Annotated in this window: 19 protein-coding genes; 14 read left to right on the top strand and 5 right to left on the bottom strand. The window is 70.4% G+C overall.

The window, feature by feature from the left end:
* Positions 1-92 precede the first annotated feature (92 nt).
* Positions 93-1064 (bottom strand): Bug family tripartite tricarboxylate transporter substrate binding protein, encoded by a 972-nt coding sequence (locus FS845_RS17450; protein WP_144637616.1) that lies wholly within the window; start codon positions 1062-1064, stop codon positions 93-95.
* Between the two features lie 97 nt (positions 1065-1161).
* On the opposite strand from FS845_RS17450, the gene FS845_RS17445 reads away from it, so the two are divergent.
* Positions 1162-1884 (top strand): IclR family transcriptional regulator, encoded by a 723-nt coding sequence (locus FS845_RS17445; protein WP_144637614.1) that lies wholly within the window; start codon positions 1162-1164, stop codon positions 1882-1884.
* Between the two features lie 20 nt (positions 1885-1904).
* Here the strand turns inward: FS845_RS17445 and FS845_RS17440 are convergent, their stop codons facing one another.
* A complete protein-coding gene (locus FS845_RS17440; protein WP_144637612.1) occupies positions 1905-2663 on the bottom strand; it encodes an IclR family transcriptional regulator in 759 nt (252 codons plus the stop codon).
* Positions 2664-2745: 82 nt separating this feature from the next.
* Between FS845_RS17440 and FS845_RS17435 the strand changes: the two genes are divergently transcribed.
* The 3 genes from FS845_RS17435 (at position 2746) to FS845_RS17425 (ending at position 5928) form a co-directional block, all read left to right on the top strand.
* The gene (locus tag FS845_RS17435; RefSeq protein WP_409929312.1) at positions 2746-4044 is read left to right on the top strand and encodes an alpha-hydroxy-acid oxidizing protein; all 1299 of its coding nucleotides are present in this window, start codon (positions 2746-2748) and stop codon (positions 4042-4044) included.
* Positions 4045-4111: 67 nt separating this feature from the next.
* On the top strand, positions 4112-5077 hold the full coding sequence (locus FS845_RS17430; protein ID WP_144637610.1) for a Bug family tripartite tricarboxylate transporter substrate binding protein: 966 nt from the start codon (positions 4112-4114) through the stop codon (positions 5075-5077).
* Between the two features lie 8 nt (positions 5078-5085).
* Positions 5086-5928, top strand: coding sequence for an amidohydrolase family protein (locus FS845_RS17425; protein WP_186332320.1), 843 nt, complete (start codon positions 5086-5088; stop codon positions 5926-5928).
* A 59-nt stretch (positions 5929-5987) separates the two neighbouring features.
* On the opposite strand, the gene FS845_RS17420 is transcribed toward FS845_RS17425, so the two are convergent.
* Both FS845_RS17420 and FS845_RS17415 read right to left on the bottom strand, forming a co-directional pair.
* Positions 5988-6980 carry a Bug family tripartite tricarboxylate transporter substrate binding protein gene (locus FS845_RS17420; protein WP_144637605.1) on the bottom strand — a complete coding sequence of 331 codons (993 nt, stop codon included), beginning with the start codon at positions 6978-6980 and terminating at the stop codon, positions 5988-5990.
* A gap of 289 nt (positions 6981-7269) precedes the next feature.
* Complete coding sequence (locus FS845_RS17415) at positions 7270-8160, bottom strand: LysR substrate-binding domain-containing protein (RefSeq protein ID WP_144637603.1); 891 nt, start codon at positions 8158-8160, stop codon at positions 7270-7272.
* A 185-nt stretch (positions 8161-8345) separates the two neighbouring features.
* Between FS845_RS17415 and FS845_RS17410 the strand changes: the two genes are divergently transcribed.
* From FS845_RS17410 to FS845_RS17390, 5 genes are read left to right on the top strand one after another with little or no spacing between them, the layout of a single operon-like run.
* A complete protein-coding gene (locus tag FS845_RS17410; protein WP_144637601.1) occupies positions 8346-9341 on the top strand; it encodes a Bug family tripartite tricarboxylate transporter substrate binding protein in 996 nt (331 codons plus the stop codon).
* A gap of 49 nt (positions 9342-9390) precedes the next feature.
* Positions 9391-9717, top strand: a complete 327-nt coding sequence (locus tag FS845_RS17405; RefSeq protein WP_144637598.1) for a cupin domain-containing protein — start codon at positions 9391-9393, stop codon at positions 9715-9717.
* Between the two features lie 20 nt (positions 9718-9737).
* The gene (locus tag FS845_RS17400) at positions 9738-11138 is read left to right on the top strand and encodes an amidase (protein WP_260986325.1); all 1401 of its coding nucleotides are present in this window, start codon (positions 9738-9740) and stop codon (positions 11136-11138) included.
* 59 nt (positions 11139-11197) lie between these two features.
* Positions 11198-11794, top strand: coding sequence for a nitrile hydratase subunit alpha (locus FS845_RS17395; RefSeq protein ID WP_260986324.1), 597 nt, complete (start codon positions 11198-11200; stop codon positions 11792-11794).
* Positions 11795-11808: 14 nt separating this feature from the next.
* Positions 11809-12426 (top strand): SH3-like domain-containing protein, encoded by a 618-nt coding sequence (locus FS845_RS17390; protein WP_144637590.1) that lies wholly within the window; start codon positions 11809-11811, stop codon positions 12424-12426.
* Between the two features lie 34 nt (positions 12427-12460).
* On the opposite strand, the gene FS845_RS17385 is transcribed toward FS845_RS17390, so the two are convergent.
* Complete coding sequence (locus FS845_RS17385; RefSeq protein WP_144637587.1) at positions 12461-12892, bottom strand: winged helix-turn-helix transcriptional regulator; 432 nt, start codon at positions 12890-12892, stop codon at positions 12461-12463.
* A gap of 63 nt (positions 12893-12955) precedes the next feature.
* Here FS845_RS17385 and FS845_RS17380 point away from each other — a divergent pair, with 63 nt between their 5' ends.
* The 5 genes from FS845_RS17380 (at position 12956) to FS845_RS17360 (ending at position 18111) form a co-directional block, all read left to right on the top strand.
* Positions 12956-13903 (top strand): aromatic alcohol reductase, encoded by a 948-nt coding sequence (locus tag FS845_RS17380; protein WP_144637584.1) that lies wholly within the window; start codon positions 12956-12958, stop codon positions 13901-13903.
* Between the two features lie 132 nt (positions 13904-14035).
* Positions 14036-14722, top strand: coding sequence for an acetoacetate decarboxylase family protein (locus tag FS845_RS17375; RefSeq protein WP_144637580.1), 687 nt, complete (start codon positions 14036-14038; stop codon positions 14720-14722).
* Between the two features lie 928 nt (positions 14723-15650).
* Positions 15651-16718: a catalase family peroxidase gene (locus FS845_RS17370; RefSeq protein ID WP_222130009.1), complete on the top strand. Its 1068-nt coding sequence runs from the start codon at positions 15651-15653 to the stop codon at positions 16716-16718.
* On the top strand, positions 16715-17260 hold the full coding sequence (locus tag FS845_RS17365) for a cytochrome b (protein WP_144637577.1): 546 nt from the start codon (positions 16715-16717) through the stop codon (positions 17258-17260). The genes FS845_RS17370 and FS845_RS17365 overlap by 4 nt, the downstream gene beginning before the upstream one ends.
* A gap of 26 nt (positions 17261-17286) precedes the next feature.
* Positions 17287-18111 carry a metallophosphoesterase gene (locus FS845_RS17360; RefSeq protein ID WP_144637573.1) on the top strand — a complete coding sequence of 275 codons (825 nt, stop codon included), beginning with the start codon at positions 17287-17289 and terminating at the stop codon, positions 18109-18111.
* The last annotated feature ends 41 nt before the right edge of the window (positions 18112-18152 follow it).

Genomic DNA, 18152 nt, shown 5'->3' with positions numbered 1-18152 from the left:
TTCCTGTCGGGGGTTGCGCGGTTCGGTGTCTGGATGGGGGGCGGGGCGGCGGCCGGGCCGGTCGCCCGGCCCGCCGCGGCATGCGGCCGGGATCAGTCGACGCGCACGCCGGCCTCGCGCACGATGGCGCCCCAGCGGGCGCGTTCGTCGTGGATCAGTTGGCCGTAGGCCTGGGGCGTGCTGCTGCGCACGGCGGCGCCCTGTTCCTGGAAGTGGCGTTGCGTCTCGGGCGACTTCAGGGCGTCGTTCAGCGCCTTGTTCAACTGCGCGACGACGTCGGCCGGCATCTTCGCGGGACCGACCAGGCCGAACCAGGTCACGGCCTCGAAGCCCTTGAAGCCGGATTCGGCGAAGGTCGGGACGTCGGGCAGGTCGGCGGTGCGCTGCGTCGAGGTCACGGCCAGCGCGCGCATGGTGCCCGAGCGGATGTGGCCGATCAGCGTGGGCACCGACGACATGTACATGTCGATCTGCCCGCCGATCAGGTCGTTGGCGCCCTGCGCCGCGCCCTTGTAGGGGATGTGCGTCAGCTTGATGCCGGCCGCCTTCTGGAACTGCTCGGTGGCCAGGTGGGCCACGGTGCCGCTGCCCGAGCTGGCGTAGTCCAGTTCCGTGGGCTTGGCCTTCGCGGCGGCCACCACGTCGGCCAGCGTCTTGAAGGGCGAGCCCGCGTTGACCACCAGCACCAGCGGCGCGTCGGCCACCAGGCCGATCGGCGTCAGGTCGCGCTCGGGGTCGTACGGCAGCTTGGGGTACAGCGTCGGGTTGATCGCCAGGTTGCTGGTCTGGCCCAGCGCGATGGTGTGGCCGTCGGGGGCGGCCTTGGCGGCCAGGTCCACGCCCAGATTGCCGCCGGCGCCCGGACGGTTTTCCGTGACGATGTTCCAGCCGGTGTCGGCGCCCATCTTGATGGCGATCTGGCGGGCCAGCGCGTCCGTGCCGCCTCCGGGCGGGAAGGGCACGATCAGGCGGATGGGCTTGTCGGGATAGGCCCAGGCGGACGTGCCGGACAGCATCAGGGCGACGGCGGCGGCCGCCGCGGCGGCGAGGCGCAGGATTTGCATGATTGTCTCCGGGTGTTGTTGTGACGTATCGGCGCATTGTGATCCGGTGTTCCGTCCGATACAATGACGTTTCGTATAACGCAACGTGTCTCATCCAATGGACGAAATCGACGAGAAGGACGGCGCTGCCGAAGACGGCGTCGTGGCGGTCCGCCGCGCGATGCGGATCCTCGAGGCGTTCGGCATCCAGGACGCGGCGCTGTCGCTGGCGGAACTCAGCCGGCGCACGGGATTCCACCGCTCCACGGTGCTGCGCCTGGCGCGCACGCTGGCCATGGACGACTACCTGGCGCAGCGCATGGATGGCACCTGGCGGCTGGCGAAAGCGGCAGGGTGGCTGGGCGCCTGTTATCAGGCCACCTTCAACGTGCACGACATCGTCGAGCCGGTGCTGCGCGAGCTGTCGATCAGCACGGGAGAAAGCGCCACGTTCTACGTGCGCGAAGGCAACCAGCGCATCTGCCTGGCGCGGGTGGAGGGCCCCCGGTCCATCCGCCATCACGTGCGCGTCGGCGCGGCGCTGCCGCTGCACCTGGGCAGTCCGGGGCGGGTGCTGCTGGCGTTTTCCGGAGAGGCCGGCGAGCCCTACGAATCGGTGCGGCGCGCGGGCTACATGATGTCGCTGGGCGAGCGCGATTCCGAGGTCTCGAGCATCTCGGCGCCGGTGTATGGCAACAACTGGACGCTGATGGGCGCGATGTGCATCTCCGGCCCGATCTCGCGGCTGACCGGGCCGGTACTGCTCGGCCACCGGGACACGATCCTGGACGCGGCCAGCCGGCTGTCCCGCGCCATGATGGGCGTCAAGCAGAGCCGCTGAGCCGCTAGGACTCGGCGGGGTCAGCGCACCAGCGTACGCACGAAGGTGCCGCCCAGCAGCGACGAGGCGCGCCGGGCGGTGGCGATGACGGCGTCGGCATGGGCATGCAGCATGTCCGCCGACAGCCGCGAGGCGGGGCCGGACACGCTGACGGCGCCCAGCAGCTGCCAGTTGCTGCCGAACACGGGCGCGGCCACGCTTGCGGCGTGGGTGCCGCGCTCGTCGCTGGCCACGTGATAGCCGCGCCGCCGGATGTCCTCGTACGGCTCTCCCGGATGTCCCGAGAACGCGAGGATCACGCGGCCCGGCGCGCCCTTGTCCAGGGGGAACAGCGTGCCCGGGTGCACCGCCGGACGATCTTCCGTCGCGCTTTCCACACGCAGCAGGCAGGTGCGCGACTGGCCTTCGCGCACGAACAGCGACGCGCTCTCGCCGCACTGGCGCGCCAGGCTGCGCAGCAGCGGGGTAATCGAGTCGTTGACGTCGAAGGCCTCCTGATACCGCGCGCCCAGCCATCCGGCGGTAGGCCCCAGGCGCCACGCGCCGTCCTCGCCCTGCACCAGGTAGCCGGATCGCGCCAGCGTGCGCGCCATCCGCAGGGCCGTGCTTTTCGACAGCTGCGCCCGCGTGCTCAGCTCCGCCAGGGCGAGGAACACGCCAGGGCCGCGGAACGCGTCCAGCAGCCGCAGGGCCCGTTCCACCGCCAGCACGCCCTCCTGGCCCTCGGTCCGCTGGGTGCCGTCGGGCGCGGAGATCACGGCTTTCGAGACTTTCGGCATGGTGATCGTTTCAAACAATGGAACGCCATTGTAGGCGCCTGGACGGGCACCTACAGTGCGGTCTTGCGGGCTCCCGGGGCACATCCGGACTCCCGGTTCCCGAGTGCCGCGGCCGGACAAAGCCATCACCAGGAGAGACACCGTGCAAGACAAGCGCAGCGCAGCGGCTGCCGCCAGGCTCCAGCGATTCCTGTCGCTGGCCGACTTCGAGATCGCCGCCCGCCGGCACCTGCCCAGGCCGCTGTTCGAATACCTGTCCGGCGGCGCCGAGGACAATGCGTCGCGCGGGGACAACCGGCGGGCATTCGGCGAGATCGGATTCGTGACGCGCGTGCTGCGCAATGTGTCGTCGCGCTCGCAGGCCACGACCCTGTTCGGCCAGCGGTACGAATCGCCGTTCGGCATCGCGCCGATGGGCATCAGCGCGCTCATGGCCTATCGCGGCGACGTGGTGCTGGCCCAGGCCGCGGCCCGCAGCGGCGTGCCCATGATCATGAGCGGCTCGTCGCTCATCCGGCTCGAGGACGTCGTGCAGGCCGCGCCGGACACGTGGTTCCAGGCCTATCTGCCGGGCGACGCGGGCAAGATCTCGGAGCTGGTCGAGCGCGTGGACCGCGCCGGCGTGCGGACGCTCGTGCTGACCGTGGACACCGCCGTGCTGGCCAACCGGGAGAACAACATCCGGGCCGGCTTCTCCACGCCGCTGCGGCCGTCCGCGCGCCTGGCGTGGGAAGGCGTGACGCATCCCCGCTGGCTGCTGGGCACCGCGCTGCGCACGTTGGCCAGGCACGGCATGCCGCATTTCGAGAACTCGTATGCCACGCGCGGGGCGCCGATCCTGTCCGCCAAGGCCGCGCGAGACTTCGGCGCCAAAGACCACCTGAACTGGGAGCACGTCGACCTGATCCGCCGCCAGTGGAAGCGCACGCTGGTGGTCAAGGGCATCATGAACCACGAGGATGCGCGCACGGCGCGCGCGCGCGGCGTGGACGGCATCATCGTCTCCAACCACGGCGGCCGGCAGCTGGACGGCACCGTGTCGCCCCTGCGCGTCCTGCCGGACATCGTGCGCGCCGTGGGGCCCGGCTTTCCCGTGATGATGGACAGCGGCCTGCGGCGCGGCACGGACGTGTTGAAGGCCCTGGCGCTGGGCGCGAGCTTCGTGTTCGTGGGACGGCCCTTCGCCTATGCCGCCACCGTTGCCGGCCAGCCGGGGGTGGAGCGCGCCATCCGGCTGCTTGCCGACGAGGTGCAGCGCGACCTGGGGCTGCTGGGATTGATGGGGGTGTCGGAACTGGACCCCTCGCAGCTGCGGGCACTCCATCCCTGTGCGCCCTTGTCCGGCGCGGGCCCGCGCATCCTGCAAGAGGAGGCCGCCTGACCCTGCGCATCCCGTTGCCCCGCATCGCTTTACACCGACCATTATTCGAAATTCCGAAGGAGACACCATGAAACTCGACACCCTGGCGATCGCGGTTGCCCTGTCCCTGGGCGCGCACGCCGCGTCCCACGCCGAAACCTATCCCGACAAGCCGGTCAAGATGCTCGTCGGCTTCGCCGCAGGCGGCTCCACCGACCTGGTCACGCGGGTCCTGACCCAGCACATGAGCGAGGCCCTGGGCCAGTCCATCGTGGTGGAGAACCGGCTGGGCGCCAGCGGCACCGTCGCCACGGACGTGCTGGCGAAGTCCACGCCGGACGGCTATACGCTGGGCGCCTGCTCGACGTCGGCCTTCACCATTCTTCCCTACCTGATGAAGTCGGTCCGCTACGATCCGATCAAGGATTTCCAGCCGGTGGCGCAGGTCGGATTGGCGCCCTACATCCTGGTGGCCAGCCCGCAGCTCAAGGTCAAGTCGGTGCAGGACGTCGTCGACCTGGCCAGGACGAAGAAGGGCGGCCTGACCTATGCGTCGGGCGGCGTGGGCTCGGCCTCGCAGATGGCGGGCGAACTGTTTTCCGCGTCGGCCGGCGTCAAGATGGTCCACGTGCCGTACAAGGGCCTGGCGCAGGCAATCGCCGACGTGATCGAGGGCCGCGTGGACATCGCGTTCGATCAGGAGGCCAGCGCCGGGGAGAACATCCGCGCGCAGCGCCTGCACGCCGTGGCCATCGCCAACGACAAGCGCTCGCCCACGTTGCCCGACGTGCCCACCTTCTCCGAAAGCGGCATGCCGCTATCGGCCGCGCAATGGATCGGCGTGTGCGGTCCGGCCGGCATGCCGCGGGACCGCGTCGCCAAGCTGTACGACAGCGTCAGGGACGCCGTGGGCGATGGCAAGGTCGCCGCGCGCTTCCAGCAGCTCGGTGTGCAGCCGGCGCTGCTGGATCCCGCCGCGTTCGGCAAGGCCATCGACGCCGACCGGGCGAAGTGGAAGAAGCTGATCGACGATGCGGGCATCACGCTCGAATGACGGCCCGCATGCGTGATATCTGCGATTGCCATCTGCACCTGTACGCGGACGACGAGCGGTGGCGCGCCACCGGTCCGGCGGTCGCGCAGGCGGACCTGCCGGCGTACCGGCAGGTGCAGCGCGCGCTGGACAGCGAGCGCGCCGTCATCGTGCAGCCGCTGCTGTACGGCCAGGACAATTCGCTGATGCTGCGCAGGCTGCGCGACCTGGGGCGTGGCCGTGCCCGCGGCGTGGCGATCGCGCCGGCAGGCATCGCCGACCGCGACCTCGATGCCTTGCACGAGGCGGGCGTGCGCGGCGTGCGCTTCTTCGTGGGCAGCGCGCTGGCGCAGGCACGGGCAGCGGGCGACGAACACGCGCTGAGCGAAATGCGTGCGCTGGATCCGCGCCTGGCCGAGCGGGGCATGCACCTGCAGGTCAATACCAACGGGAAATTCCTGCAGACGCGGGCCGCCGCGTTCAGGGGATTCGCCTCTGCCCTGGTGTTCGATCATCTCGGCCATGTGCTGCCCGAGGCGGACGGCACGCATACCGGGCTGCCCGGCCTGCTGGACCTGATGGGCGACGGCAATGTCTGGGTGAAGGCGTCCGGCCTGTATCTCGACAGCGCCGCGCCCGAACCCCACGAGGACATGCGGCCGGCCCTCCAGCGGCTGGCGCAGGCGTTTCCTCTAAGGTTGGTGTGGGGCACGAACTGGCCGCATCCCACCGTGCACGCCGGCCAGCGGGCGCCCGACGACCCGGCGATTCTGCATGCGGTGCGCGGCTGGCTGCCGGACGCGGCCCTGCAGCAGCGCGTGCTGGTGGAGAACGCCGCGGCGCTGTATGGATTCGGCGCTTCCGAGGCCTAGCCGCGGAGGATCACGGCGGGATGCGGCGACGGCCTGCGTCCCGCCGCGCGCGTGGCGGCTCAGTCGGGCTTGATGTTGCCCTTGCCGATGACCTCGGCCCACTTGGCGTCTTCCTTCTTCAGGTAGTCCGCGAACTCGGCGGGCGTCGAGCCGATGGGCTTCGCGCCGACGTCGTTGAAGCGCTTCTGCACCTCGGCATCCCGCAGCGCGGCGACCAGCGCCTTGTGCAGCCTGGTCGCGACGGGCTCGGGCACGCCGGCCGGGACGAACACGCCGTTCCATTCGTACACCTCGTAGCCCGGGATGACCGTCTCGGCGACGGTCGGCACGTCGGGCATGCGCGTCACGCGCTGCGGCGCCGAGATGGCCAGCGCCCGCAGCTTGCCGGCATCCACCAGCGGCGAGGACGCCGCCACCGTGCTGAACATGAAGTCGACCTGGCCGCCCATCACGTCCGTGATCGCCGGGCCGCCGCTCTTGTAGGGCACGTGGACCATGTCGAGCTTCAGCTCCTGGCGGAACAGCTCGCTGGCCAGGCGCTGCACCGTGCCGCTTCCGCCCGACGCGAAGTTCAGCTTGCCGGGCTTGGCGCGGGCCTGCGCGATCAGGTCCTGCACGGTCTTGTAGGGCGAGTCGGCCTTCACGATCAGGATGTTGGGCGCCAGGGACACCAGCGCCAGGGGCTGCAGCGCGTTGGCCGCATAAGGCATCTGCTTGTACAGGTGCGGATTGATGGAATAGGGCGTCGCGTCGTACAGCATGGTGTAGCCGTCCGCGGAAGCCTTGGCCACGTAGCCGGCGCCGATGGTGCCGCTGGCGCCCGCGCGGTTCTCGACGACGATGCTGGCGTTCAGCTTGGCGCCCATGTGCTGTGCCAGCACGCGGGCCAGCGCATCGGCGGCGCCGCCGGGGGCATACGGGACGACCATGGTGATGGAGCGCTCGGGAAATTCCGCCCTTGCCGCCGTGGGGCCGGCCAGCGCCGCGGCGAATGCCAGCGCCGAGGTGGCGCGGATGAGGAACTGCCGCTTGCTCGCTTGGGAAGTGGACATGCTGTCTCCTGTGGAATGTTATTGGCCTGCCGCGTCCCGCGCGGTGGTCCTGCATCGCACTCTAGACAGCTGTTTCCCTGTGCACAACAGCGTTTCATTCTATGGACCGTGTTGCGTCCAGCGAATGGGGTGAGAGGCCGACGATCCGCTCTCGACGGGATGAAGAACATCGCCTAGCGCCCCGCTGAACCCTCGCGCGGCAAGACGGTAGCCACGTTGAGGATCTGCTGCGTCATCCAGGCGTGCGTCCGGCTGTGCGCTCGCATGGCGGCGCAGGCGGCCAGGCAAGCTATTCCCGCGGCGGGCCGCCTGCCAGGCTGCGCACCACCACGTCCATGAATGCCGCCGCCAGCGGCGAGCGGTGGTCGGCGCGCAGCCATATCGCACCGACCTCGCGGGATATGCTCGGGCCCGGCAACGCGTGGCGCCGGACCAGGCCGTCGATGGGGAAGGGCGATATCCAGTCCGGCACCAGGGACACGCCCAGGCCGCGCGCCACCAGCAATGCGATGGAGTCGATGCCGTCCAGCTCGAAGCGCACCGTGGGCGCGATGCCCATGGCCTGGAGATACTGCTCGGCCAGCCGGCCGATGGTGACCTTGCGGTCGTAGCGGATGTAGGGCTGGGTGCGCAGCGCCTGCAGGGGATCGGACACCTCGATGCCGGCCGGCGCCAGCAGGATCATCGGTTCGACGCGCAGCCGCGTCCAGGTGCAGGTCTTGGGAATGTCGAACAGCGGATGCACCATGATGGCGGCGTCCAGCTGGCCGCCCAGCACGCGCTCGTACAGCGTCGGACTGGAGGCGGGGTCGATGTAGACCTCGATGTCGGGATGGCGCGCGGCCCACGCCTGCAGCGCGTCGGGCAGCAGCCCGTCCAGCGTGGTGGGCGTGGCGCCCAGGCGCAGCGGGCCGGCGGGCAGTTCCGTGGCGGAGGCGGCCGAACGCAGGTCGCGCACCTCGCGCAGCACCGCCGTCGCGTGTTCGACGATGCGCTGGCCCGCCACCGAGGGCCTGACCGTGCGGCCCGCGCGCACCAGCAGCGCACTGCCCACGTCCTGCTCCAGGGCCTTCAGGCGCTGGGCCACCGAGGCGGGCGTCAGGCCCAGGTGGCGCGAGGCGGCGGCGATCGAACCCAGCCGGACCGTGTCGAGGAAAGTCTGCAGATAGCGCGAATCCATGTCCCGGCTCCGGGTTTCATCCGGCGGCCAGGCGCGAGGAGGGCGGCTGATCGGCTCCGGAAGATGGCATTTTCATCTTTTGAATATGACATGGCCCGGATTGTGCCCAGGGCGGCGCGCGTAAACAATAGCCGTGACCGCTTCCACATATCGGCGGCATACGACATACAACAAGGGGAATCACCATGAATCCGAAGCACATCGCGGGGCTGGGCCGCTGCCTGGCCCTGGGAGCCACGGTCTGTTTGGGCGCCTTCCTGGCGGCCGGCGCGCCGGCCCAGGCCGCCAGCGGCTATCCGTCCAAGCCGGTCACCATCGTTGTCGCGTTTCCGCCCGGCGGGCCGGCGGACGTGGCCACGCGTTCGCTGGTCGACGCGCTGGCTGCGCAGCTGGGCCAGCCCGTGGTGGTCGAGAACCGCGCGGGCGCCAGCGGCAACATCGGAACGTTGCGCGTGGCCCGCGCCGAGCCCGACGGCTACACGCTGACCATGGCCACCGGCGCCACGCACGGCATCAATCCGTTCCTGTACAAGGACATCGGCTATGACGCGGTCAAGGACTTCGCGCCGATCGCGTTCGTCAGCACCACGCCCAACATCCTGGTGGCCAACAAGCAGTTTCCGGCCAGGACGATGGCCGACCTGGTGGCGTTGGCCAAGCAGGGCAAGCTCGACATCGCCACGTCCGGGCAAGGGTCGACGCAGGACATGTCCGCGCGCCTGCTGGCGCGCGACGCGGGCATCGAGCTGAACCTGGTGCATTACCGCGGCAGCGCGCCGGCGCGTACCGACGTGATGGCGGGCCACGTGCCGCTGATGTTCGACGCCGTCTCGTCGGCCATGCCCTTCATCACGTCGGGCCAGCTGCACGCGATCGCCGTGACCAGCGCGGAGCCGGCCGAGGGCCTGCCCGACGTGCCGCCGGTGGCGCGGACGCTGCCGGGCTACGAGGTCGGGGCCTGGTACGCGCTGGTGGCGCCGGCGGGCACGCCGCCCGACGTCGTGGCGGTGCTGAACAAGGCCGTCAACGGCGCGCTGGCCAATCCGGACGTGCGCTCGCGCTATGCCACGCAGGGCGCGCGGATCGTGGGCGGCACGCCCGAGGAGCTGGCGGCGCATCTGGTCCGCGAGACCGAGCGATGGAGCCGTCTGATCCGCGAGGCCGGCATCTCCTACCAATGAATCCCGGGCGCCCCGGGCGCCCGCCACCAACTGTTTACAGGAACCCGCGATGAAAGATGGCACCCGCCTCTACAGTGTCGAGAAACGGACACGGCACGCCGAACGGCCCGGCTTCAGGATCAGCGAGCTGCAGATCTCGCCGACGCAGAGCATCCCGTGGCACTATCACACCCTGGTCGACGATACGTTCTACGTGCTGCAAGGCAAGTTGCGCCTCTTCCTGCGCGACCCGGAGCAAGCCGTGGAGCTACTGCCCGGCCAGACGTTCTGCGCGGTGGCGGGGCGGCCGCACCTGGTGACCAATGCCGGCGACGGCTCCGCCACCTTCCTGGTGCTGCAGGGCCTGGGCGAATACGACTACATCCCCGCGGACTGAGCGCCCGCATGGAGGACATCATGAGTACGACGCCGGGGACCTCCGCGGATCCCGCCGATCTGGACGCCGGGGAGCTGTCGCAGGCCTATGCCCTCGGGGCGGTGACGCCGCTGCAGGCCGTCGAGGCGCTGCTGGCGCGCATCGAGGCCGAGGACGGGCGCCTGGGCGCCTATGTCGACGTCTATCGCGACGAGGCCATCATGGCGGCCCGGTCCGCCACCGAGGCCTATCGCGCAGGCGCGCAGGTCGGCCCGTGGCACGGCGTGCCCATCGCGGTGAAGGACCTGGTCGAGATCGGCGGCAAGCCCTGCCTGGCCGGCGCGGCCTCGCGCCGCGGCATGGTGTCGCAAACGACCGCCACGCTGGTGCGGCGGCTGCGCGGGCATGGGGCCATCGTGCTGGGCAAGACGCACACGGTGGAGTTCGCCTACGGCGGCTGGGGCACCAATGCGCTGATGGGCACGCCGCGCAATCCCTGGGACGCCTCCGTCCACCGCACGCCCGGAGGGTCCAGCAGCGGCTCGGCCGTGGCCGTGGCGGCGCGCCTGGCGCCCTGGGCCATCGGCACCGACACGGGCGGGTCGGTGCGCACGCCGGCCGCGTTCAACGGCCTCACCGGCTTGAAGGTCAGCCACGGGCGCGTCAGCCTGCACGGCATCGTGCCGCTGTGTCCCTCGCTGGACACGCCGGGGTTCATCACCCGTTCGGTCGGCGACGCGGCCTCGCTGCTGGAGATGCTGCAAGGGCCCGATCCGCGCGATCCCAGCACGGCCGGCGTGGCGCCGGTGGAGGTGCGCGACGGCCTGTCGCGCGGCGTGCGCGGCTTGCGGCTGGCCCGCATGCCGCAGCACGACCGGCTGGGGTGCGAGGCCGCCGTGCTGGACGCCTATGACCGGGCCGTGGCGCAGCTGGCCGACCTGGGCGCCGAGATCGTCGATGTGGAACTGCCCATGCCGCTGGCCGACTACACGACGCACAGCGCGGTGATGCTGGCCGAAGCGCATGCCATGTACGGCGCGCTGGCGGCCGATGCCGCGGTGGCGATGGATCCCGCGGTGCGCGCGCGCATCCTGGCCGGCGACATGCCGGCGTCCCGCTATCTGCAGGCGCGGTGGGCGCGCGAGGACAATGCCGCCGCCTTCGTGCGCGCGCTGGGCGATGCCGACGTCCTGCTCACGCCCACGGTGCGCACTGCCGCCATTCCCGTCGACAGCGTGGACGAGCGCACGACGCCGGCCATCCTGACGCGCGTGGTCAACCAGTTGAACCTGTGCGCGCTCGCCGTCCCGGCGGGATTCAATGCCGAAGGCCTGCCGCTGTCGCTGCAGATCATCGGCCGGCGGCACCAGGAAGCCATGGTGCTGCGCGTCGGCCAGGCTTACCAGGAGGCGACGTCCTGGCACCTGCGGTCGCCGCGCTAGCGGCGCGCCTGCCGGGGCGATCGTCTTGAACCAGGTCGTATTTTCGAAAGGAGATGCAGATGAGCGAGAAGGTGGCGCGACACGTCGATGCGTTGGGCAGGCTGCTGGAGCGGAAGGGGTTGATCGACGCGGCGACGGAACCCGCTTTCGTGCGGCGCGTCGACGAGGAATGGTTGCCGCACAACGGCGCACGGATGGTGGCCCGGGCCTGGGTGGACCCCGCCTACAAGGCCCTGCTGCTGCGTGACGGGGTCGCGGCGGCGCGCGAGCTGGGGTTTTCGCTGCCGGAGCATCATCGCCACCTGGTGGCGCTGGAGAACACGCCGGCCGAGCACAACGTCATCTGCTGCACCTTGTGCTCGTGCACGGCCTTCACCATCGTCGGCATGGCGCCGGGCTGGTACAAGGACCTGGAATACCGTGCGCGCATCGTGCGCCAGGCGCGCACGGTGCTGCGCGAGATGGGGCTGGACCTGCCTGAAAGCATCCAGGTCAAGGTATGGGACACCACGGCCGATACACGCTACATGGTGCTGCCGCTGCAGCCGCCGGCCACGCGCGGCTGGGACGAACAGGCGCTGGCCGGCATCGTGACGCAGGATGCCCTGATTGGCGTCGCCCGGCTGGAGCCGCCCTTTTCCACCACGCAGGACTGACCGCCGGAGGCGACATGGACGGGATGCACGACATCGGGGGCAGGCAGGGGTTCGGGCCCGTGGTCAAGCGCGGCAACCAGGCCGCGTTCAAGGCGGCCTGGGAAAAGAAGATCAACGCCATCAGCTCGGCGTTGGTGGCGGCCGGCGTCTACAACATGGATGAGTACCGGCATGCGATCGAGAGAATGGAGCCGCGGCATTACATCGGCGCCTCGTATTTCGAACGGGTGTTCGCGGCCGCGGCGACCCTGTGCGTCGAGAAGGGCCTGATCACGCGGGACGAGCTCGACGCGGCGGCGGGCGGCGAGGTGCCCGTGTCCCTGCCCGGCGGTCCGGGCCGGGTGCCGGCAGGCGGCCTGACGGAACTGGCGGTGGGAGACCGGGTGCGCGTGAAGGACGAGTACGTGGCGGGCCACGTGCGCATGCCGGCATACGTGCGCGGCAAAGAAGGCGTCGTGGTGGGGCGCTCCCCGGAGTATCCCTTTCCCGATTCCCACGCGCATGGGCTGGGCGATCATGCCCAATGCACCTACGACGTGCGCTTCCTGTCGACCGACCTGTGGCCGCAAGGCAGCGAACCCGCATGGGTGCACGTCGGCGTCTTCCACGCTTACCTGACGAAGCTCGATTGAGCGCGGCCCGGCGGCCGAGCACCGCTGGAGAGGATCAGCCGGACTCGCCGTAGCGCCGCCGCGCCGCCCGGAACTCCTCGGCGTGGTCGATCACCCAGCCCCACAACGGCAGCATGCCGACCAGCAGGCCGCGTCCCAGGTCGGTCAGACGGTATTCCACGCGCGGCGGCACTTCGCGGTAGTCGTGGCGCGCGATCAGGCCGTCGCGTTCCAGTTGGCGCAGCGTGCGGGTCAGCATGCGCTGGGTCACGCCTTCCAGCCTGCGGCTGATCTCGGCATGGCGCAGCGTGCCTGCAACGCCCAGGGCATGCACGACACCCAGCGACCAGCGGTTGCCGGCGTGCGCCAGTATGTCGCGCTTGAGGCCGTCCTCGTCGTGGCTCAGTGCATCGCAGGCGTGCTGCGACTGGCGCATCAGGTCGTCGAAGGAGAGCGTCGCATCGGGTGCGGCGGCGGGCAGTATCATCGGTGTGCCTTCTTCCCGGCAAGGAATCGGATATCTATCATTTTCGGCTTTCAGGAGTTGGAAATGTCTATCTCTACGCCATCCAAGCATCCCATACTCGTGCTGGGCGCGGGCGAACTGGGGGCCTGCGTGCTGCGCGAACTGGCGCGGCTGCGGGACCAGGGCCGCGCCGGGCCGGTCTCGGTGCTGCTGCGGCCCCGGCGCGAACCCGCCGCGGACAGCGCCACGGCGGACCTGGTCGCGGACCTGGGTATCGACGTGGTCCATGCCGATCTCGCCGCCGCGACGGTGGACGAACTGGCCGCGATCTTCTCGGCCTATCGCCAGGTCATCTGCTGTTCGGGTTTCGTGGGCGGCGCGGGCACGCAGCGCAAGATCACGGACGCGGTGCTGCGGGCGGGCGTCGCGCACTACATCCCCTGGCAATTCGGCGTGGACTACGACGTGGTCGGCCGAGGCAGCGGGCAAGCCGTGTGGGACGAGCAACTGGACGTGCGCGACATGCTGCGCGGCCAGGATCGCGTGCGCTGGACCATCGTGTCCACCGGCATGTTCACCAGCTTCGTGTTGCTGCCGGAATTCGGGTTGGTGGATCTGGAAGGGGGCGTGGTGCGCGCCCTGGGAGATTGGGATTTCCGGCTGACGGTCACGACGCCCCGGGACATCGGCCGCCTGACCGCCCTGATCGCGACCGCGCGGCCGGCGTACGACGATGACGTGGTCTACGTGGCCGGGGACACCTTCACGTACCGGGAGCTGGCGGACACGGTCGAGCGCGTGCTGCGGCGGCCCGTGCGGCGCGAGCTGTGGAGCCTGGATCGACTGGAGGCGGACGCGGCGACGCATCCCGGCGACACGTTTCGCGCCTACCGCGTATCGTTCGCCCGCGCGGACGGCGTGGCCTGGCCCATGGCGCGGACGTTCAACGCGGCGCAGGGGCTGCCGGTGACCGGGCTGGAAGCGTGGCTGCGCGCATGGCACGAGGGCGGCGCCGCGTCGGACCGCCCCTGAGGGCTCGCGCGCGACGCCGTGTGCGCCGGGCGCGGCGCCGCAAGCACGCCGCAGGTACGCCCGTTGCTGCAAGCGTGTCAGCCCGCCAGGCCCGCCGTGTTCCGGCCAGCCGTCCGACCCGTGAGAGCACGCATGTCCACGCCCACCCATGACGACTATCCCCTTGTCCTCGATCCGACCGCCTTCCCGCCGGCGCCTTGGCGCCTGCGCGGCACGCTGCACCTGAGCCTGTGGCGCGTGCCGCTGGCCAGCCTGCCGGACGTGACGCCGCCGGGCGTCGGCATTGTGTCGGTCGCCGGCCAGGCCTTGGCCGTGACGGCATGGGCGGCCTACGAGCCGGGCGGCGCGCTCAGCTACAACGAACTGCTGTTCGTCACCTCGGTGCGCAAGACGGGCCTGGCCGGGCCGGCCGGGACCGTGGGGCCGATCTGGGTGGATGACGAGGCCGCGGCGCAAGGCGGGCGAGCCCTGTGGGGCATCCCAAAGCGATTGGGCAGTTTCGGCGCGCCGCCTGCCGCGAGCCCCGCGCTAAGCGGCATGGTGCCCACGGCGACGCGGTTGCACCAGGACGGCCGCCTGGTGGCCAGCCTGGAATTCGAGCCCCGGCAGCGCTTCGCCGTTCCCTTGCATTCGACGATATGGACCGTGCAGCAGGGGGCCACTGGGCTGCTGCGCACCCGCTGCAGGCTGCGGGGGCGGCTGCGCTTCGGCGCGGCACAGTGGGAATTCGCGCCGGACGGCGCCCTGGGGTTCCTGCATGGCCGTACGCCCCTGGCCAGCGCGCGGATGGAGATGCTGTCGGCGGAATTCGGCATCTGAGGAGGGCCGCATCGGCCCGGTGCTGCCGCCGTGCCGCATGTATGTATGCGGCAGACAGTTTCCAATGCGCGACGGCGGGCGGGATTGACATCTACCAACTAGTTGGTAGAATTCCGAACCAGTAGACGCGAACGCACGAGGATGCGCCGCTGTGGCCTATTTGTCCAGGAATTCGATCAATTAGTTGGTTGCTGGAACCGGGAGTGCCAGGGGCAATCGCGCCATTCGCGTGGGTCGGCGCGTACGCGCAGATCCTGCGCGCCGGCACACGTCCGCGTCCCTTCATCGAGAACGAGGAATGCACATGACTGACAAGAGATTGGGCTCGGCCGGAGGCGGCTCGGCCGGAGGCGGCCCGGCCGGACGCGGCCCGACGCCCGGACAGGGCGACGATGGCCTGCGGCGGTACTACTTCCTGCGCGCGGCGTTCTCGATCCTGTGGGTCGTGGCGGCGCTCGCCCTGGCAAGGAACCTGCCAGCGCTGGCCGCGCTGCTGCTGGTCCTCTATCCCGCGTGGGATGCGCTGGCCAATTTCCTGGACGCGCGGCACAACGGCGGGCTGAAGCGCAATCCCACGCATGCGCTGAACGTCGGCGTCAGCGGCGCGACGACCGTCGCGGTGGCCATCGCGCTGGGTCTGGGCATGCATGCGGTGCTGGGCGTGTTCGGCGTGTGGGCGGTGCTGACCGGCATCTTCCAGCTGGTGGTGGGCAAGCGCCGCTGGAAGGCGCACGGCGCGCAGTGGGCCATGATGCTGAGCGGCGCGCAGTCGGCGTTGGCGGGCTTGTTCTTCATCCACACGGCCACCGGCGACAGGACGCCGGGCATCGCGGACATCGCGCCGTACGTCGCGTTCGGCGCATTCTATTTCCTGGTGTCGGCGATTTCGCTGACGGTGGCCGCGGCGCGCCGCCGCAAGCCCGCGGTGCTGGCGGGCGGGCAGGGCGTACCCGCGCCCGGCAAGCCCGGCGCCGCTCCGTACGCGGCGATCGCGCTCATCGTCGTCGGCGTGGCCTGTGCGTTCGCGTACGTGGCCGGCTGGCTGACGCCCGCGCGCCTGACGCCGGCGAAGATCGTGGATACGCTGGCGCCCCCGGGAGGCCCGGCCGAGGGCCATCGCCGCAACCACGCAAAGGGCATCTGCTTCGCCGGCAGCTTCGAGGCCAACGGCGCGGCCGTCGAGCTGTCGCGCGCGCCCATGTTCGCGCCGGGCAGCTATCCCGTCGTCGGCCGCTTCAACCTGGCCGGACCCTTGCCCACGATGGCCGACGCCACCGGCCGCGTGCGCGGCCTCAGCCTGCGGATACAGGCGCCGGACGGCCAGGAGTGGCGCACGGCGATGATCAATCCGCCGGTCTTCCCCGTGGCCACGCCGCAGGATTTCTACGCCCTGCAGCAGGCCACCGCCGACAGGAAGAATCCCGACGCCATGAAGCAGTTCGCGGCCGCGCATCCGTCGCTGGTCGCATTCGGCGGCTGGGCGAAGAGCGCGCCCTTCACCGAGTCGTACGCCGAGGACCGCTTCAACAGCCTCAACAGCTTCGTGTTCGTGAATGCGCAAGGGCGCGAGCAGGCGGTGCGCTGGTCGTTCGTGCCGCAGGCCGCGGCGGTCGCCGTGCCGCCGGAGGAACTGAAGACGCGCGACCGCGATTTCCTGTTCAAGGAGATCGTCCAGCGGGTTTCCGCCGCGCCGCAGCGCTGGACGCTGGTGCTGACGCTGGCGAACCCGGGCGACCCGACCGCCGACCCCACCCAGGGATGGCCGCAGGACCGCCGCACCGTGGAAGCGGGCACGCTGGTGGTCAACCGGATCGACCCCGAGGCCGACGGTGCATGCCGCGACATCAACTTCGATCCCACGGTGCTGCCGGCCGGCATGCGTCTGTCGGACGATCCGTTCCCCGCGGCCCGTTCCGCCGCCTACGCCGTGTCCTATGACCGCCGGACCGCCGAGGCGGACCGTTATCCGCGCACCCACTCCGAAGGACAGCAATGAGCCACTCCCCCGTGCAATTCACCTTGCTGCAGCGCTTGCTTCATTGGGTGATGGCGCTGGCCATCCTGGCCATGCTGTTCATCGGCGTGGGCATGGTGTCCACTGTCGACCGCGTCCATACGGTCCTGATCGGCATCCACAAGCCGCTGGGCATCGCGATCCTGGCACTGGCGCTGCTGCGGCTGGTCGTGCGCATGCGCAACGGCGCGCCGCCGCTGCCGGCCGGCATGTCCGAGCCCATGAAGCTGGCGGCCCGGCTGTCGCACGTGGCGTTCTACGTGCTGATGATCGCGATGCCGCTGCTGGGCTGGTCCATGCTGTCGGCCGCGGATTATCCGGTCGTGGTGGCGGGCGTGCGGCTGCCCGCGATCGTGTCCGCCGACGCGCACCTGTACAGCGTGCTGAACGGCGCCCATCGCGCGCTGGCGTACTGTTTCTTCGCGCTGTTCCTGCTGCACCTGGCGGCCGCGCTGTTCCACGCCTGGGTGCGCCGCGACGGCGTGTTCGAGACCATGGCGCCGGGGCGCCGCGCGCGCGGCTGAGGGCCACATAGCGGTACCCTAGCGGCATGAAGATCCAGCTGCTTTCCGACCTGCACCTCGAGACCAACGCCGATTTCACGCCTGTCGCCGCGCCCGGGGCCGATATGTTGATCCTGGCCGGGGACATCGGCACCTGTCAGTTGCCGTCGAACGATTTCGGCCTGCGGCAGTTCTCGCCGCGCGACCGTTGGCCGGTGCCGGTGGCTTACCTGCCGGGCAACCACGAGTACGACCACCAGGATTTCGATGCCGCGCACGACACGCTGCGCGAGCTGTGCGACACGCTGGGCATACGCTGGCTGGAGCGCGAGAGCCTGGTCATCGACGGCGTGCGTTTCGTGGGGACCACGCTGTGGGCCGATTTCGACGCGATGGTCCAGCCGGACGACACGCTGGCCGAGGCTCTGCGCAAGCGCGGCAAGGCCTTCCGCGCCGCCGACTTCTACCTGGAGAAGGCCGGCACCACGCGCGGCGGCCAGCCCTTCCTGGCGGAGCAGGTGCGAGAGCACGCGCTGGCATGCCAGGACTGGCTGCGGGCGGCGCTGGATGCGGGTTTCGACGGGCCGACCGTGGCGGTGACGCACTTCGCGCCGACCCTGTCCAGCGCGGATCCGCGGTATGGCCTGACGCCTGGCACGGCGGGTTTCTGCAACAGCCTGGACCCGCTGCTTCCGCGTGCCGACCTGTGGCTGCATGGCCATCTGCACCACGCCTTCGACTACGTGCGGCAGGGCTGCCGCATCGTGGCCAATCCGCTGGGTTACGCGTCCAAGGGCGAACAGCGGGCATTCGAGCCCGCGCTGCTGCTGGACCTCGGCGAACTGGGCGCGGGCCGCCGTGCCACCGCATAGCGGCTGGCCGCACGTCCCGCCGTGTAGTACCTTCCCGTCAG

Origin of the sequence: Bordetella genomosp. 13, assembly GCF_007679965.1 — a bacterium.
GTDB lineage: Bacteria > Pseudomonadota > Gammaproteobacteria > Burkholderiales > Burkholderiaceae_B > Bordetella.
The sequence above is the reverse complement of the archived record's forward strand: the minus strand, read 5'-3'. Positions and strand labels throughout refer to the sequence as shown.

Coding starts and splice junctions, on each gene's coding strand:
- FS845_RS17445 (WP_144637614.1), top strand. CDS start 1,162: ATGGACGAAATCGACGAGAAGGACGGCGCTGCCGAAGACGGCGTCGTG.
- FS845_RS17360 (WP_144637573.1), top strand. CDS start 17,287: ATGAAGATCCAGCTGCTTTCCGACCTGCACCTCGAGACCAACGCCGAT.
- FS845_RS17410 (WP_144637601.1), top strand. CDS start 8,346: ATGAATCCGAAGCACATCGCGGGGCTGGGCCGCTGCCTGGCCCTGGGA.
- FS845_RS17380 (WP_144637584.1), top strand. CDS start 12,956: ATGTCTATCTCTACGCCATCCAAGCATCCCATACTCGTGCTGGGCGCG.
- FS845_RS17420 (WP_144637605.1), bottom strand. CDS start 6,980: ATGTCCACTTCCCAAGCGAGCAAGCGGCAGTTCCTCATCCGCGCCACC.
- FS845_RS17430 (WP_144637610.1), top strand. CDS start 4,112: ATGAAACTCGACACCCTGGCGATCGCGGTTGCCCTGTCCCTGGGCGCG.
- FS845_RS17365 (WP_144637577.1), top strand. CDS start 16,715: ATGAGCCACTCCCCCGTGCAATTCACCTTGCTGCAGCGCTTGCTTCAT.
- FS845_RS17385 (WP_144637587.1), bottom strand. CDS start 12,892: ATGATACTGCCCGCCGCCGCACCCGATGCGACGCTCTCCTTCGACGAC.
- FS845_RS17405 (WP_144637598.1), top strand. CDS start 9,391: ATGAAAGATGGCACCCGCCTCTACAGTGTCGAGAAACGGACACGGCAC.
- FS845_RS17400 (WP_260986325.1), top strand. CDS start 9,738: ATGAGTACGACGCCGGGGACCTCCGCGGATCCCGCCGATCTGGACGCC.
- FS845_RS17440 (WP_144637612.1), bottom strand. CDS start 2,663: ATGCCGAAAGTCTCGAAAGCCGTGATCTCCGCGCCCGACGGCACCCAG.
- FS845_RS17450 (WP_144637616.1), bottom strand. CDS start 1,064: ATGCAAATCCTGCGCCTCGCCGCCGCGGCGGCCGCCGCCGTCGCCCTG.
- FS845_RS17375 (WP_144637580.1), top strand. CDS start 14,036: ATGTCCACGCCCACCCATGACGACTATCCCCTTGTCCTCGATCCGACC.
- FS845_RS17425 (WP_186332320.1), top strand. CDS start 5,086: ATGCGTGATATCTGCGATTGCCATCTGCACCTGTACGCGGACGACGAG.
- FS845_RS17395 (WP_260986324.1), top strand. CDS start 11,198: ATGAGCGAGAAGGTGGCGCGACACGTCGATGCGTTGGGCAGGCTGCTG.
- FS845_RS17415 (WP_144637603.1), bottom strand. CDS start 8,160: ATGGATTCGCGCTATCTGCAGACTTTCCTCGACACGGTCCGGCTGGGT.
- FS845_RS17390 (WP_144637590.1), top strand. CDS start 11,809: ATGGACGGGATGCACGACATCGGGGGCAGGCAGGGGTTCGGGCCCGTG.